Annotated in this window: 12 protein-coding genes and 1 pseudogene; 11 read left to right on the forward strand and 2 right to left on the reverse strand. The window is 44.9% G+C overall.

The window, feature by feature from the left end:
• Positions 1-128, reverse strand: a pseudogene (locus GBV73_RS04565) (IS6 family transposase); the annotation flags it as partial.
• A gap of 145 nt (positions 129-273) precedes the next feature.
• On the opposite strand from GBV73_RS04565, the gene GBV73_RS04570 reads away from it, so the two are divergent.
• From GBV73_RS04570 to cdr, 5 genes are read left to right on the forward strand one after another with little or no spacing between them, the layout of a single operon-like run.
• Positions 274-4542 carry a S8 family serine peptidase gene (locus tag GBV73_RS04570; protein WP_152879650.1) on the forward strand — a complete coding sequence of 1423 codons (4269 nt, stop codon included), beginning with the start codon at positions 274-276 and terminating at the stop codon, positions 4540-4542.
• Between the two features lie 54 nt (positions 4543-4596).
• Entirely contained in the window at positions 4597-4899 is a 303-nt protein-coding gene (locus tag GBV73_RS04575; RefSeq protein ID WP_087035986.1) for a DUF424 domain-containing protein, read from the forward strand.
• A gap of 32 nt (positions 4900-4931) precedes the next feature.
• Positions 4932-6089 (forward strand): 60S ribosomal export protein NMD3, encoded by a 1158-nt coding sequence (locus GBV73_RS04580; RefSeq protein ID WP_152879652.1) that lies wholly within the window; start codon positions 4932-4934, stop codon positions 6087-6089.
• 45 nt (positions 6090-6134) lie between these two features.
• Positions 6135-7202 (forward strand): DUF1464 family protein, encoded by a 1068-nt coding sequence (locus GBV73_RS04585; RefSeq protein ID WP_152879654.1) that lies wholly within the window; start codon positions 6135-6137, stop codon positions 7200-7202.
• Positions 7203-7254: 52 nt separating this feature from the next.
• Complete coding sequence (gene cdr, locus GBV73_RS04590; RefSeq protein ID WP_152879680.1) at positions 7255-8580, forward strand: CoA-disulfide reductase; 1326 nt, start codon at positions 7255-7257, stop codon at positions 8578-8580.
• 132 nt (positions 8581-8712) lie between these two features.
• Here cdr and GBV73_RS04595 read toward each other — a convergent pair whose 3' ends face one another.
• Complete coding sequence (locus GBV73_RS04595) at positions 8713-9858, reverse strand: glycosyltransferase (RefSeq protein WP_042700182.1); 1146 nt, start codon at positions 9856-9858, stop codon at positions 8713-8715.
• 92 nt (positions 9859-9950) lie between these two features.
• On the opposite strand from GBV73_RS04595, the gene GBV73_RS04600 reads away from it, so the two are divergent.
• The 6 genes from GBV73_RS04600 (at position 9951) to GBV73_RS04625 (ending at position 16211) form a co-directional block, all read left to right on the forward strand.
• The gene (locus GBV73_RS04600) at positions 9951-10976 is read left to right on the forward strand and encodes a Gfo/Idh/MocA family protein (protein WP_152879656.1); all 1026 of its coding nucleotides are present in this window, start codon (positions 9951-9953) and stop codon (positions 10974-10976) included.
• Entirely contained in the window at positions 10973-11974 is a 1002-nt protein-coding gene (locus tag GBV73_RS04605) for a Gfo/Idh/MocA family protein (protein WP_152879658.1), read from the forward strand. Before GBV73_RS04600 ends, GBV73_RS04605 begins: the two co-directional genes overlap by 4 nt.
• A 108-nt stretch (positions 11975-12082) precedes the next feature.
• Positions 12083-13390 carry an ABC transporter substrate-binding protein gene (locus GBV73_RS04610; RefSeq protein WP_152879660.1) on the forward strand — a complete coding sequence of 436 codons (1308 nt, stop codon included), beginning with the start codon at positions 12083-12085 and terminating at the stop codon, positions 13388-13390.
• 10 nt (positions 13391-13400) lie between these two features.
• Positions 13401-14255 carry a carbohydrate ABC transporter permease gene (locus tag GBV73_RS04615; protein ID WP_152879662.1) on the forward strand — a complete coding sequence of 285 codons (855 nt, stop codon included), beginning with the start codon at positions 13401-13403 and terminating at the stop codon, positions 14253-14255.
• Positions 14252-15085, forward strand: a complete 834-nt coding sequence (locus tag GBV73_RS04620; RefSeq protein WP_004068035.1) for a carbohydrate ABC transporter permease — start codon at positions 14252-14254, stop codon at positions 15083-15085. Before GBV73_RS04615 ends, GBV73_RS04620 begins: the two co-directional genes overlap by 4 nt.
• A gap of 10 nt (positions 15086-15095) precedes the next feature.
• Entirely contained in the window at positions 15096-16211 is a 1116-nt protein-coding gene (locus GBV73_RS04625; protein ID WP_152879664.1) for an ABC transporter ATP-binding protein, read from the forward strand.
• The last annotated feature ends 1 nt before the right edge of the window (position 16212 follow it).

A 16212-nucleotide genomic window follows, 5' to 3' on the forward strand; every position in this document is an offset into this window, starting at 1 on the left:
ACCTGTCTGTAACTTAGTCCGTGCAGGTACAGGTTTATTGCCCTGGTTTTCTTTTTTGCTGGGATTTTGTTCCGGCGAAAGGTTTTTAAGACTGAAACCAGTAAGTAAATAATGGTTTCAGTCCTCATTTCTCTCCCCTTTTCTGAAGAGGTATCAGAAACTTAAACCTAACGTCCCACTGCTTATCCTGACAGTGTCATACACCAATGCCGAAATGTTTATATCGATACACATTATAATCATTTAATGAATTAGTCTTATGGGGGGGAGTCGATGAATAAAAAGACCCTAAGTGTTTTTGTAATGCTCTTAATGGTACTTTCAGTAGTACCAGTAACCTTACCAGTGGTAGTAGCAACTACTGCCTCAATGCAACAAATTGAGAATTCCCAACAAACTACCGCAGAGAGTCCCAACAATTTCATACCTGGAGAAGTTCTCCAGAAAGAAATTCAGAGAATACTGAAAAGCGACGAGAAGATTGTACGCCTGATAGTTGCTCCAGACAAGGAACATGCTAGGAATGTTTTTAATGCTCTCAAAAGCCTTGGAAAGATCGATCCCATCAGCAAACCAGAATTTCAGTTTATAGTCGTTGAAATGCCAATTTCAAACGTTGAGAAGCTTGCTAATATCCCTGGAATACTTCACGTCTGGAAGGACAGGACTGTCAAGCTTCTGGAACCAGTCGCACTTGAGCCGGGAATAGAGAATGTAAAGCCCACTGTTGAGGAACCTAAGCTTCCTGATATGTTCATGAGCATCTTCACGATTCGTGCCTACGACACGTGGATTAACTACGGCGTCCTTGGAGACAATGTCACCGTTGCCGTTCTTGACACAGGTGTTGACGTTGCACATCCGTTCCTTCAGGTCACTTTCGACGGAAGGCCAAAGATTATCGACATATACGACGCGAGCGATGAGGGAATAGCCCAGCTGTTTTATGTTACCAACACCACCCAAAACGGCACAATAGTTGTCAATAAAAACGTTACCCTGTATATGGGTTACTACTCTGACCTCTACTACGATCACCCCTCAAAATACAAAACTTACACTCTTACAACTTATATTGTAGGAAGCATTCAGGGTGACAAGTACTATGTGGGCGCTCTTCCCGAGAGGTACTTTGACATCAACTTTGATGGAGACAAAAAGGAAGTTTACCCTGTCCTCATCGTCAATCAGAGCGGAAACTTCATTGCCTACATAGACTACAACCTCAACAACAACTTCACCGATGACCAGCCTATCGGACTCTTCACGGAGACCGGGGACTACTTCCAGACTCCGGACACCCTCGTAGACATCGCTCTTGCGAGGGTCCACATAGGAGACATGAAGAACTCCGAAAACTATCAGTACATAGTTCCTTATGGAGACGGCATAGGCTACGCAATGTTCATGTGGGACGCCCACGGACACGGAACCCACGTCAGCGGTACCGTTGCCGGCGTTGGTCTCCCAGACGACCCGATCTTCAGTGGGGTGTACGGTGTCGCCCCCAACGCCCAGCTCATTGAGGTCAAAGTTCTTCCGGGTGAAGGTGGATTTGGTAGATACAGCTGGATCATAAACGGAATGTTCTACGCGGCCCTTAACGGTGCGGACGTCATAAGTATGTCCCTTGGTGGAGGAGGGGAGATAAACGACGGTCTAGAGAACCCCGAAATCTTCTACGCCAACCTGATAACCGACTGGTTTGGCGTTACCTTTGCCATAGCGGCCGGAAACGAGGGGCCCTCAACCAACACCGTCCACTCACCAGGTACAAGCGACCTCGTCATAACCGTTGGTAACTATGTGGACAACGAGAGGGAGTCCTTCTGGTATGAAGTTGACCTGGGTATAATCTCAGGTCCATCAATGACCTCCAGCAGGGGGCCGAGGGACGACGGCATGCTCGACCCGGATGTTATGGCGCCCGGTACGGACATCTTCTCGAGCCTTCCGATGTGGTACACTGTTATATACGACAACCCCTACAGGTACTATGGAATCTGGAGTGGTACCTCGATGGCAACACCGCACGTCAGCGGTACCGTTGCTCTTATGATAAGCTACGCCAAGCAACATGGCATCAGATATGACCCGTTCATGATAAAGCGCGCCCTCGAACTCAGCGCGAAGCCCGTTAACGGAACGCTCATAGACCAGGGCTTCGGTCTCATTCAGGTTGACAAGGCTATCGAGAAGCTTGAGGAGCTCAGCCAGGAGCCAACCACCTATATCTACGGTGGAACCACCTTCACCAGCTTCAAGAACCCAATTGAAGCTCCACTTATTCCGATATCACCGGCTTACATTGACTTCAATGGTTACTTCCAGAACATGTTTGGATTACCGTACCTATACCGCGGTGTTTACATTAGGAACGAGTATCCTGCGAGCGTCCCAATATACTTCTATCCGATGGACTATATCCCGGGATGGGGGCTTAACTACACTGCCACGGAGAAGAAGTACACCATAAGCGCAAACGTTGACTGGATCATCCCGAACACTACCGAAGTCGTTGCAGGAAACACTACCTTTGGCAAGTTCTCAATTAACATCGACTACTCCAAGCTCCAGAAGACCGGAACCTACGTTGGGCTCATCTATATTGATGATCCCGACACCAGTTACATCGATGGCTACGTCCCTGTTACTGTTGACATCCCAATGAATTCGAACGGCGAGACCCACATCAAGTTCTCAGACACTGAGAAGCCAGGAGAGGCCAAACACTACTTCGTGAAAGTCCCGAGAGGAACCAAAGAGCTCCGTGTCACACTTCGCGTGCCAGCTGACGAAAACGGAATGCCTATGGGCAGAACCAAGCTGGTAATAGCGAGGCCTTTAGGCGGTGTTGTATATGATGGTGTTCCAGGCTACTATTACGTTGGAGCAAACCCCTCCGGAAACATCTACGAGTACACATGGGTAGTGGAGAATCCTGTCGAGGGAACCTGGGAGATAACAGCATACTCAAGCACATTCACCAAGTACTGGAGTGGATATGATGAGTCCCACTACGAAATAGAAGTCGAACTCGCATCGGTCTCTATATCACCTCAGCTCATAAGAAAGGATGTTGATTCACCTTCTGTAGTTGATGTAAATGCTGTAGTTACAAATAACTATGGCACCTTCAACGCAAGTGCCATAGGCTATGGGCTTGGCAGACTCGATGTCAGCAATGTTATGGCAAGAAACGTTGGCCAAGACGAGTGGGATGTTGTTGGTGTGGTCTACGTCGACCCAACTACATACTTCATAAGGTTCGGCATCACCCAACCAGAAGACCCGAGCGCTGATCTCGACCTCTACGTCTACTACTTCCCAACCTATGAGGACCTCTTAAACTTTGAAAACTACATCCTCTACTATGAGCAAATTGGCCCAACCAGCGACGAGGTCTTTGAGCAGTTCATGCCTGCACCAGGATACTACCTCATAGTAGTCCATGGATATGACACCGTCGGCTACAACCCAATTGGCTACGTGTTCTACTACCAAATCCTCGGAGACAACGGTGATGTGAGTGTAGACCCAACACCATTCACATTCAGTTCTGGCTCAAAGACGATAAGCGCTCAGGTCAACCTAACTGGTGAGGGCACTTACCTTGGCATCCTCGGACTTGTTGACACAGACACTGGGGAGTCCATGGTGTACGCTCCAATGATATTCCAAGTCGGTCAGCCAGAAATGTATGTGGGGCTAATGGGAACTCCCACAATAGGAGAACCTACAACTATGACACTCAAAATACTTGATAAAGCCACACTTGAGCCTATTCAGGGAGAAGTGAAGGTATTCATAGATGGCAAAGAGTACTACGCAGTTGATGGTGAGCTCAAGTTTATATACACAGCAACCTCCCTTAATGACGCTATCTTTAACGTCAAAGTAATCAGCGACAAATACAAAGACTTTGAAGGACAGTTTAAGGTCTCCGTCAAAGAACCGTTTACTGAATTTGCAAGTGAAAGCAACATAAGCGCAGCAGTTCTCACAGGTCCCGGAGAGATTACAAACTTCCAGGCAGTTCACGGAAAAGTCTCGGTAACTGTAAGCGGAGAGACAGGCACTACATCCACAGTTAGAATAACACTACCGCTGGATGCCTACTTCATCGAAGTCCAGGGCGACCATGTGGTTAACTACTACATCGAGAAAGGAAAGTATGCACAGTACCTCTTTGTCACAGTGAAATTTGCATCAGAGGTTACTATAGAAGTAACTTACAAGACAAGCTATGACATAATGAGAACAATGTACATGACTTGGTACCTCCTCTACAACAGTTATTCCAGAAAGTTTGACGACCTATATGCAAAAGCCATAGAACTGGGAGTTGACAACGAAACACTACAAGAAGCCCTCACCTACAAAGAGCTCGCCGAAGAAAACTACAATGCAATAGCAGAGAAATTTGGCATTCCAATACAACCAAAGATACAAGCAATTCCATATATAAGAAGAGCATACATCAACATAAAAACGGCGTATGAAATTCTAAGTGAAGCCATAGAAGACCTCGAAACCTCTTGATAGTTCTCCCTTAATTTTTTAAATCCTCTTTCTATTTTTACCCTGTGATGGCTTATGAAGATTTACGTGAAAGTTTATCGTGTTCAGGGAGAAGTTCTTGTAGCAGCATGTGATGAAGAGCTTCTGGGCAAAACGTTTAGAGAAGGGGAGCTTAAATTGGAAGTAAAAGAGAGATTTTATAAAGGAGAACTTAAGGATGTTGACGCCCTCGAAGAGCTTCTAGAAGAAGCTACAATAGCCAACCTCACCGGAGAGAGATGTGTAAAAAAGGCCATTGAGCTGGGCTATGTAGATGAAAAGAGAGTCCTATACATCCAGGGAGTTCCCCACGCGCAGATGGCGAAAATACTATATTGAGCTTTTTAACCACAGTGTAAAGGGTGAGAGAAATGAGCGAGAGATTTTGCTACAGGTGTGGAATCAGCGAGAGGGAGGGAGGTCCGCTCATAGAAGGTCTCTGTCAGGTGTGCTTTAGAAAAGAAAACCCCGTGCTCCTCATAGAAGATGAAATAAATACCGAACTCTGTCAAAACTGCGGGAGTTATAAAGTCAGGGGGACATGGGTTGACCCAAGGAATTACGAACTTGAAGAGCTCATCTTCGAAGTTGCGGATAATGCTCTCGTTGAGAATCTACTCCTTGATGAGAGGGTTAAAGAAGTAAAGATAGTTCCCAAAGATGAACTCGAAGAAATAACAGAGTTACCAGTGGGAACTGCATATGTGAGCTTTGAGCCCGTTGACTGGCACATAGAGTACTTTCCGGCAATAATCAACTATGAAGTGGAAGTTAAAGCGAGAATTCACGAAATGCAAAAGGAACTTCACCATGAAAAGAAGATGTTAACAGTCTATGTAAGGCAAACAGTATGTCCAAGGTGCCAAAAATTCCTAGGAGGTTATTTCGAGGCAATTTTGCAGGTTAGAGCTGAAGATAGAGTCTTAACAAAAGAAGAGAAAGATGAAATCTCAAAACTAGTTGAGGAAAAAGTTGACGAAATAATGAAGCGCGACAGAATGGGCTTCATTCAGGACACCATAGAGAAAGAAGAAGGAATAGACTTCTACATGGGCTCAACGAGTGCCGCAAGAAAGCTCGCCCAAATGATACGGGACAAATACGGCGGAAGTATAAGCGAGGCATATCAGCTGGTCGGGCAGGACAGAATGACAAGCAAAGAAGTTTACAGGACGAGCGTTAGTGTTAGAATCCCGAAGTTTAAAGTAGGGGACATCGTTGAGGACAAAAAAGGCAACATATACAGGGTTGAGGGAGTTAGCGGGAAAGGCTTGTCTCTGAAAAATCTTTCCACACATGAAAACGAACACAAAGACTGGAAAACAGTAAAGCGAGATGAAATCGATACAGTGGAGCATGAGAGATTAGAGGCCATGGCAACGAGCTCGACCCCACGAGAAGTCCAGTTTATGGACATGAAAAACTATGAGACCTTTGAACTCGAAAAGCCAGAATTTGAAATAGAAGAAGGAGAAGTTTACAAACTTGTCAAGGTCAAAGGAAGATACTACATCGAAGAAAAGAAGTGAGACAAGCTTTCTTAGAATTCTATCTTTCTCTACTTGGGTGAGAGGATGAGGGTTGTAGGCGTTGATCCAGGCACGAAGAGCTTCGACATTATTGGCCTTGAAAATGGAAAGATAAAGCTCGACCTCAGCTTTCCGAGTGAGATAGTTGCGGAAGAACCTAGCAGAATCGTCAAATCAATAGAGGATTTTGAAGCAGACCTTATAGTTGGTCCTTCGGGATACGGTGTTCCCCTCAAGCATATAAGCGAACTAACCGATAGAGCCCGCTTTGAAATGACTCTTGTTAGAGAAGAAGAGATGAAGAGAATACCTGTCCTTATTGGACTGCAGAAGATGATAGATGAAATGGCAGAAAAGAATATGAACGTCTGGTTCATTCCCGGCGTTATACACCTTCCAACGGTTCCAGAGTGGAGAAAGTACAATAAAATTGATATGGGAACTGCGGATAAGATGGCCTTAACTGTTCTTGCCATTTATGACCAGGCAAAAAGGCTCGGGATTGATTACTCCAACGTCTCCTTTGTCCTCCTTGAGGTTGGCTTCGGCTACAACTATGCGGGAGCCGTTGAAGAAGGGAAAATAGTTGACGGAATTGGTGGCACAATTTTTCCGGGGCCTGCATATGTAAACAGCGGTGCTCTTGATGGAGAGGTAGCTTACTTAATGGGAAACATCAAGAAGTGGCACCTCTTCTGGGGAGGGGCAAGCATAATTGCTGCAGAAAAGATATTGGCGCCAGAGGAATTTGCAAAAAGGCTTGACGAAGAGCCCTTTGCAAAGGCTTGGGAGGCCATGAAAGATGGATTTGTTAAAGCTGTCGCCAGCGAGCTCGCAGTTGTTAGGGAAGCAAAGGAGATAATACTCTCAGGCAGGCTTATGCGCATAGATGAGCTTAGGAAGGACGTTGAAGACTTATTCGAGGAGCTTTTTGGCATTCCGGTAGTTAAACAGCGCGGCCTTGAAGGTAGGGCAAAGGAAGCCGCTCAGGGGAGCGCAATAATTGCGGACGGACTTGCTGGGGGAGAGTTTAAGGAGCTTGTGGAGCATGTTGAAATAAAGAAGAGCTACGGGAGCGTCCTTGACTACGTGAAGCTTCCCTTGAACATTTGAGTTTTCATTAACTTTTTAACCTTAGGTTTACAACCCTTTTTTGGTGATGAGTATGAAAAAGACAGTCGTTATCATAGGTGGTGGAGCTGCTGGAATGAGCACCGCATCGAGAGTGAAGAGACTAAAACCTGAATGGGATGTTAAAGTCTTTGAGGCTACTGAATGGGTAAGTCATGCTCCATGCGGTATTCCTTACGTCGTTGAGGGGATTTCTCCGAAGGAAAAGCTCATGCACTATCCGCCGGAGTTTTTTATCAAAAAGAGAGGAATCGACCTGCACCTGAATGCAGAAGTGATAGAAGTTGAGCAGGGAAGCGTGAGAGTAAGGGAGAATGATGAAGAGAGAACCTACGAGTGGGACTACCTGGTTTTTGCAAACGGTGCCTCGCCCCAAATTCCTCCGATAGAAGGGGTAGGGCTGGAGGGAGTATTTACGGCTGACCTGCCCCCAGATGCTCTCGCAATAAGGGATTACATGGAAAACACCGATGTAAAGGACGTCGTTGTAATTGGAACCGGCTATATAGCGCTTGAGATGGCAGAGGCTTTCGTGGCTCAGGGAAAAAACGTAACACTCATCGGCAGAAGCGAGAGAGTCTTGAGAAAAACCTTTGACAAGGAGGTAACTGACATAGTGGAAGCAAAACTAAAAGAGCATTTGAACCTTCGCTTGAACGAGAAAACTCTCGCAATTGAGGGAAGAGAGAGGGCCGAGAAGGTAATTACCGACGCAGGAGAATACAAAGCCGATCTGGTTGTCATAGCCACCGGAATAAAGCCAAACACAGAACTTGCACAACAGCTGGGAGTCAAGATTGGAGAGACAGGAGCAATATGGACGAACGAAAGGATGCAGACGAGCGTTGAGAACGTTTATGCTGCGGGAGACGTTGCAGAGACAAACCATATGCTCACAGGCAAACGGGTGTGGATGCCTCTTGCTCCAGCAGGAAACAAGATGGGCTACGTGGCCGGGAGCAACATAGCAGGTATTGATGTAACATTTCCGGGTGTTCTTGGAACGGCTATAACCAAATTCATGGACCTGGAAATTGGAAAAACCGGGCTAACAGAAGATGAGGCACTAAAAGAAGGCTACGAGGTTGAAACAGCATTCATAGAGGCAAATACAAAGCCCCATTACTACCCGGGAGCAAAGAAAATATGGCTCAAAGCCGTGGCAGACAAAGAGAGCAAAAGGCTCTTAGGATTGCAGGCAGCTGGGGCAGAAATACTCCCAAGAATAGACGCATTTGCAGTCGCTTTGCAGGCAGGATTTACGACAAAAGACCTCTTCTTTGTAGACTTAGCATATGCGCCACCCTTTGCTCCGGTCTGGGATCCGCTGATTGTTATAGCCAGAGTCTTGAAGTTCTAGCTCTTTCTTAATTTATAATTTCTGAATGCCTAAGCGTACTATTCCTGTCCACAATGGTTCACAAAGACAGGAGAAGATAGAAACTCAAAAAAAGTCCCAAAGGAAAGACAAAACAAATGAAAGATGGAAACTTCATTGCCACTTCTCCAAAAGGTAATCTTTCTCCTTTAAGAAAGTCTCTGCCCTTTCTAAAACCAGCTTTTCAGCTTCCTCCGTTGTCATGTCCCTTGTTTTTTCCACGAAGTCTGCAGTTTTTGCAAAGTAGAGCGCCACTAAAGGTTCGGCATTCTTGAGCACTCCGTTCTTATATGCCACCGCCCCATCAAAGAGAACGTGGCTCCAAAGGACGTCATCAAACTCGAACGTTTTCAAGGCTTCTGTAACCTCTTCAAACGTTTCTTTTGAGAGTGCCTTCTCTAAAATCGGCTTATTTTCCTCAAAAAGATTCCTTGCCTTTTCTTTTAACAGATCTAAGCTGACTTTAACTGGTTCCGGTTCCCTAACCTCCATCTCGCCGAAAACCGGGACAGGTTTTATCTCTCTGACGTTTCTCCAGTTATCCTCATACTTTTGCATCAGCATGAATAGAGTCCCCACGACCTGGTTGAACATTGGTCCCAGAGAAGCTGCTGGGTCCTTTGGATCGTGAATCTTAACTCCCAGAGCAGCCTGGGTAACTCTGAATCCTTCTGCTATTGCCGTGGTTGTAAGGAATATATCCACTCCAAATCTTGCTACATCGCTTTTCCAAACCTCTTCGTCACTAAGGTATGTATCTATAAGCTTTGCGCTGATTCCAAAGTCGCCTCCTATTGGCTGTCTGATATTGTATCCATAGAGAGAAGCTGTCATTGGATACGCTATGTTGTTTGTTATTGTTCCGTCATATTTGTGTCTTAAATACAGAGGGGCAACGAAATGATATCCCTCCTCAAGTGGTTTAGCTAATTTGTAAATCCACTCCGGGGTTATGCTTCTCAAGTCGCTATCAACAAACACTACCGCATCAGCACCTTCATCTTTTGCTATTTCCAGGACTTCTTTCATGGCACTGCCCTTGCCAGATATCGGCCACCTGTAGACCAAACTTCTTACTTCAACCCCTTCTGGTACTGGAGTTTTCATAACAACATCTCTCGTACCGTCACTACTTCCACCGTCCGAGTTGATAATTAATCCTCCTCCAAAATATTTCTTTAGTCCTTCTGCAGCTTGTCTAACAACGTATCCAATTGTATCAGCGTTGTTGTAACTTGGAATACCTACAATGACCTTCATCGCCCATCACCAAAATACAACCATTCATAGTGGTTTTAAAATAAAAATGCTTAAATATCTTTTGGTACGTATATACTCATGAGGGATCCCTCATGGGAAAGCTGAAAGTTGGGATAATAGGATGCGGAAATATATTTAATTTGGCCCATAAAAACGCTCTTAAAAATCTAAAAGAAGTAAAAGTCGTTGCTTGCATGGATATCAAAGAGAAAAGGGCAAAAGAATGCGCAAAAGAGTTTAATGCTAAGCCATACACAAATTTAGATGAGTTCCTTGATCTGGACTTGGATGTTGTTGAAATTCTAACTCCAACTTACACTCACGCCGAATTAGCCACAAAAGCTCTAAAAAGCGGCAAACACGTGATTGTAGAAAAACCCATAGCTCTTACAACTGAAGATGCCCAAAAAATGATAAAAACTGCAGAAAAAGAAGGACTGTGGCTTCTGGTTGGTCATACGAGAAGATTCGATAAAAGGTGGGTACAGATAAAGGAAGTAATAAAAAAGAGAAACATCGTGCCAATGCAGATAAGAAAGGCGGAAGTCCAAAGATTGCCATTTCCAGAGACTGCATGGTACTGGAAGCCAAATAAAGGGGGAGGAGTTGCAATAGACTTAGGCGTTCACGTTACAGATTTTCTCAGGTGGTATTTCGAAAGCGAACCCGTAAAAATCCTTGGAATCGGAAAAGCCATAAGAAAAGAGGCAAAAATTAACGGAACATACGACCACTTTGTGATGATGATAGAGTTTGAAGGTGGTAAAACAGGATTGGCAGAAGTAAGCTGGGCTTATTCGTATCCAGCCCGTTATGGTGTCTTCTACCACCACCTAGATGTTCTAGGAAAGAACGGAAGGATAAGATACACTCCCCTAGACACCCCTGTTGTTGGAGTGGTAAAGAGCCACTTTGAAATGCCACGCTTTTCACCATTGCTCTCAGCGTTCCCTGAGGCATTTGAAGCCGAACTGAGACATTTCTTCAGAGTAATAATGGGAGAAGAAGAGCCCGTGATAACTGCAAAAGACGCACTAATAGCCCTCCAAATGGCAGAGACGGCGATAGAATCAGCAAAGAGAGAAGAACCATTGGAGTTTAAGGGGGTGATAGAATGATAAATGTTGGAATAATCAGCTACGCTCACCCCCACGCACTTAGGTACGGAACAACCTTTGCCTCCAATCCCAAAGCAAGACTCTACGCGATTTCCGGTGATGGAGCAAACAGAGACGTTGCTAAGTTAGAAGCAGAAAAACTGAAGGCAAGATTTTACCAAAACTACGAGGCCCTCCTCAAAGACAATAAGGTAGATGCCGTGTACATAGCAATTGAAACCTATCGGCATAAAGAAGTTGCCATAAGAGCTGCCGAAGAGGGGAAGCACATCCTCCTAGAAAAGCCAATTGCTTTAACTCTCGAAGACGCCGATGAGATTATCAAAGCAGCGAAAAAAGCGGGAGTAAAGCTCATGGTTCCCTTCAATCCCCGGTTCACAATACCCCTCAGAAAGGCAAAAGAAATGATAGAGGCCGGAGAGATAGGAGAGCTCGAGTATATATATTCAATCTCGGAGTACGTTAAACCTCCAGTCTTCCTCGAAGGCCTGGATATGAGCTGGTTCTTAGATGTTAACAAAGCAGGCGGCGGGGGGTTCATGGATACTGCACCCCACGGAATAGATTCTCTGCTCTGGCTTACAAACAGCGAACCGGAGAGTGTCTACGCAAGCATAGGGTCAAAAATATATGGATTCCCTGTAGATGATATAGGAACTGCAGTGTTGAAATTCAAAAATGGTGTTGTAGCGGTTCTCAACGCAGGATGGGGCAACCCAAAAGGATACGCATACGGACTGGAAATCAAATATTACATACTCGGAAAGGAAGGCTTCCTCGACATCAGAACGGCATATCCGGATTTCACTGTATATCAGGATAGGGCAGAGAAGATATACTGGGAGAGAGCCGATGTCAATGGCATCGTGAACTCATTCTTAGAATCGATAATAGAAGACAAAGAGCCACCAATAACTGGAGAAATCGCCAAAAAGAACCTAAAGATAATTCTAGCCGCTTATGAGTCTTCAAAAACTGGAAAGACCATCAAACTCTGATTTTTCATTTTCCCATTTTAAATACAACTACAAAAAGTGGTTTATATCACAAGATTTATATATTTTGAGTTAGCAAAATCAAACAGAATACTTCAGAGGTGTTAGGCCATGAGCCGAAAAGTACATTTGGTAGGAGTTTTGGTTTTGGTTCTTTTAGGAGCAATAGTGAGTGGTTGCATTGGGGGAGACCAAACCACAACACAAACAACCACCACAGAAGAAGTCACAATAACGTGGCTTTCAACACAGTTAAACCCCCCAGAGGAGAGAGCTTTTGTACAAGAGCAATTACTTAAGGAGTTTAAGGATCAAACGGGAATTGATGTAAACTTTGTACCTATCAGCTATACCGATCTAGCCACAAGACTTGAGGCAGAGGAAAAAACTGGCAAGGTAACCATCGATTTGATAGCTGATCTTCACGGTGGATTGGACTTCTTCGCTTCCAAGGGATGGCTTGAAGACCTAAGCGGAAGAAAACTTGAAGGAAGAACCTTCATAAGCACCTTTGAGAAATATGCAACCATAAACGGAAAGAAAGTTTACATCCCATGGATGAGTGCCACCTATGTAATGGTGGTAAACAAGAAAGCGTTCGATTATCTGCCAGCAGGACTTACAAAGGAAGACGTTATGAAGGGAACTGAGAAGTGGACATACGATGCTCTTCTCGAATGGGCCAAGAACTTGAAAGATGCAACAGGACAACCACAGCTCGGATTCCCAGCTGGACCAAAGGGTCTCTTGCACAGATTCCTCCACGGTTACATCTACCCAAGCTTTACCGGCTACCAGGCTAAAAACTTCGACAGCCCAGAAGCCGTAGAAATGTGGAAGTACCTTAGAGAGCTCTGGCAATATGTCAACCCAGCAAGCACAACATGGGACGCTATGGGTGAGCCGCTCCTTAGAGGGGAAGTTATGATCGCCTGGGATCACGCCGCAAGAATAAAGAACGCAATAGAAACCAACCCAGATCAGTTCGCAGTAGTCCCAGTGCCAAGAGGGCCAAAGGGAAGAGGGTTCATCCTCGTAGTTGCAGGATTGGCAATTCCAAAGAATGCTCCTCACCCAGATGAAGCTTGGAAGTTAATAGACTACCTCACAAAGCCAGAAACCCAGGTGAAGATCCTCGAAAACGTTGGATTCTTCCCGACAGTCCAAGAAGCAACTGGTGCAATCCCCTCAGGTCCACTTAAAGTCATCGCAGAAGGTGTCACTGCACAATCAGCAACTCCCGATGCAGTTGTAGCCATGATTCCAAACCTCGGCGAAAAGGGAGGACAGTTCACAGACGCTTACAGAACTGCATTCCAAAGGATCGTCCTTAAAGGCGAAGACCCAGAAGCAGTAGTTAAAGAACTCGGCCCACAAGTAAAGCAGCTCTTCCAAGAGATGGGACAAGAGATTCCATGAGGGAGGTGCCATGAAGGTCAAATCCTCCTACATTCCTTATCTTTTAATTTTACCCGCATTTGCATATCTGCTGTTTTTTGTTGGATATCCCCTTGTTCAAGCCCTCTATACTGCGTTTACCCAAAATGGGCAGTTTTCTCTCGCAACTGTTAGAAAAACATTTGCCGATCCTTATTTTTGGGAGGCTTTAAAATATACCATAGCCCTTGCGGGAGTTATTGTCCCAACTCAAGTTGGGTTAGCCCTTATATTGGCCCTTGCTGTTAACAGGGCATTTAAAGGAAAGGATCTTACTATTTATGTCCTCACGATCCCGCTAACGATAAGCGACGTAGCTGCGGGTTTGATATGGTATTCCATGCTCTCCCCAAGCGGATTCTTAAATAAGCTTCTTCTAAATATTGGACTTATCCATCAGCCTATCTACTTCTTTGGGTATCAATATCGCCATATGGAGTTTCTGGCTATTGTTCTAGCCGAGCTTTGGAGAGCAACATCAATAGTTTTTGTCATAATCCTTGCCGGACTTCAGATGATAAGCAATGAGTATCTAGAGGCAGCAGAGGTCTTTGGAGCAGATTACTGGACAAGGCTGAGGAAGATAGTGATTCCCCTCTTAAAGCCAAGCATCCAGAGTGCTTTGATCATCAGAACCCTTTTCGCAATGCAGATATTCGGTATTGTATGGATTTTGGCTGGAAGAGACATCCCAATCCTGGCTGGAGAAGGTTTCTATAGGCTAACAGAGCTCAAAGAATACGACGTGGCATCAATTTACGCTCTAGTAATAGCGGGACTTTCACTGTTGCTTGGAGCACTCTATATTAAGTTCATGAAGGCTGAGTATCTGGAGGTGAGAAGATGAACCAAGAAACAAAGTTCATGCTAAAAAGGCTAGCCTTCTATGCGTTTATTTTTACTGTAGTTGCTTGGATAGTAATCCCGATAATAATCTCAACGCTTTATGGCTTTGCTCTTCCAAAAGACTATTACGATCCGAAGAAGGTCATCCCAACAAGCTTCACAATAAAATACGTCAAAACCCTTCTCTTCACGCTCGGAGCATTAGATGGAATTAAAAACAGCGTTATTGTTGCACTTATCACAATAGCAATAAGCTTCGCCTTTGGAATTCCCGCAGGTTACGCAGTTGCAAAGTTTATTTTCCCTGGAAAGGACACCATAAAACTATCAATAGTAGCCCTTAGAATGTTCCCAATACCTGTGATGGCAATTCCCCTCGTAATCCTTTACATAAAGCTCAACCTCATTGATACTCTACTGGGAGTTGCACTTGCCCACACAGCAATGGCACTTCCCTTTGTAGTCTTAATAACCTCAAGCATCTTTGCAGGTGTTTCAACCGAGCTTGAGGAAGCAGGCATGGTGTTTGGACTCACGAGGTTAGGTTCGTTCTTCAGAATTACCCTGCCCCTAGCATTACCCGGCTTAGCTGCTGCGGCTATGTTTACCTTCGTCATGTCATGGAACGAAGTTTTTGTAGCGTCAATTTTAACCCTATCCCACAGAACTTTACCGGCTCAAATTTTGTCAATAATGGCCGGAGCGAGTGGAGGAGCAGCACCCGATTACTACAAGTTTGCAGCAGCATTCATCATGATACTTCCTGCTATAACGTTCATATTCTTTGCTAGGAAGTATTTGGTAACAATGTGGGGTATAACACTGAAATGAGGTGTTAAAAATGGTGGAAGTCAGGCTTGAAAACCTCAAGAAGTATTTTGATAAAGGAAGGGTAAAGGCCGTTGATGGGGTAAATCTCACTATAAAAGACGGAGAATTCCTTGTACTCCTCGGACCGAGCGGTTGTGGTAAGACCACAACGCTTAGAATGATAGCAGGCTTAGAAACGCCAACAGGCGGAAAGATATGGTTTGGGGAGAGAGATGTAACTTACCTTCCTCCCAAAGACAGAAACATATCAATGGTTTTCCAGAGCTATGCTGTATGGCCTCACATGACAGTTTATGATAACATAGCGTTTCCATTGAAAATTAAAAAGTACCCAAAGGACGAGATAGATAAAAGGGTTAAATGGGCCGCGGAGCTGCTTCAAATAGAGGAGCTCCTTGACAGATATCCCGCTCAACTCAGTGGTGGTCAGAGACAGAGAGTGGCCGTTGCAAGGGCAATAGTGGTCGAACCGGATGTTCTGCTTATGGATGAACCGCTCTCCAACCTCGATGCTAAGCTCAGAGTTACAATGAGGGCGGAAATCAAGAAGCTCCAAACGAAGTTAAAGGTCACCACAATATACGTTACCCATGATCAAGTTGAGGCCATGACAATGGGAGATAGGATAGCGGTAATGAACAAAGGGAAGCTCCTTCAAGTCGGGCCTCCAACGGAGGTTTATTTGAAGCCCAACTCGATATTCGTTGCAACGTTCATAGGCGCTCCGGAGATGAACTTACTTGAGGTGAGTGTTAAAGAGAAAGATGACTCCATTATCCTAGAGGGAGAAGGGTTTGAGATTCCACTTTCAAGGGACTTTAAAGAGCTCCTAGAGAGGTATATCGACAAAACAGTTGTCTTCGGTATAAGACCTGAACACATGACTATAGAAGGTATCTCATCTCTAGAGCACGTGAAGAGAAGCACAACAATAGAGGGAACAGTAGATTTTATTGAGGCTTTGGGAACAGACACGATCGTCCATGCCAATATAGGAAGCGGCCAAATCATAAAGGTAAAGCTCCCAGGCCACATACCCCTTGAGGTCGGGAGTAAGGTTAAAATAGTTATTGACCTAGATAACATCCACGTATTTGACAAGGACACTGAAAAAGCCATAATATGAG

The organism is Thermococcus sp. 101 C5 (genome assembly GCF_009372125.1).
Taxonomy (GTDB): domain Archaea; phylum Methanobacteriota_B; class Thermococci; order Thermococcales; family Thermococcaceae; genus Thermococcus_A; species Thermococcus_A bergensis.

What these genes read in the sequence shown, in the direction of transcription:
- cdr (WP_152879680.1), top strand. Translation starts at nt 7,255, where the DNA reads ATGAAAAAGACAGTCGTTATCATAGGTGGTGGAGCTGCTGGAATGAGC.
- GBV73_RS04570 (WP_152879650.1), top strand. Translation starts at nt 274, where the DNA reads ATGAATAAAAAGACCCTAAGTGTTTTTGTAATGCTCTTAATGGTACTT.
- GBV73_RS04600 (WP_152879656.1), top strand. Translation starts at nt 9,951, where the DNA reads ATGGGAAAGCTGAAAGTTGGGATAATAGGATGCGGAAATATATTTAAT.
- GBV73_RS04610 (WP_152879660.1), top strand. Translation starts at nt 12,083, where the DNA reads ATGAGCCGAAAAGTACATTTGGTAGGAGTTTTGGTTTTGGTTCTTTTA.
- GBV73_RS04595 (WP_042700182.1), bottom strand. Translation starts at nt 9,858, where the DNA reads ATGAAGGTCATTGTAGGTATTCCAAGTTACAACAACGCTGATACAATT.
- GBV73_RS04625 (WP_152879664.1), top strand. Translation starts at nt 15,096, where the DNA reads ATGGTGGAAGTCAGGCTTGAAAACCTCAAGAAGTATTTTGATAAAGGA.
- GBV73_RS04605 (WP_152879658.1), top strand. Translation starts at nt 10,973, where the DNA reads ATGATAAATGTTGGAATAATCAGCTACGCTCACCCCCACGCACTTAGG.
- GBV73_RS04620 (WP_004068035.1), top strand. Translation starts at nt 14,252, where the DNA reads ATGAACCAAGAAACAAAGTTCATGCTAAAAAGGCTAGCCTTCTATGCG.
- GBV73_RS04585 (WP_152879654.1), top strand. Translation starts at nt 6,135, where the DNA reads ATGAGGGTTGTAGGCGTTGATCCAGGCACGAAGAGCTTCGACATTATT.
- GBV73_RS04580 (WP_152879652.1), top strand. Translation starts at nt 4,932, where the DNA reads ATGAGCGAGAGATTTTGCTACAGGTGTGGAATCAGCGAGAGGGAGGGA.
- GBV73_RS04615 (WP_152879662.1), top strand. Translation starts at nt 13,401, where the DNA reads ATGAAGGTCAAATCCTCCTACATTCCTTATCTTTTAATTTTACCCGCA.
- GBV73_RS04575 (WP_087035986.1), top strand. Translation starts at nt 4,597, where the DNA reads ATGAAGATTTACGTGAAAGTTTATCGTGTTCAGGGAGAAGTTCTTGTA.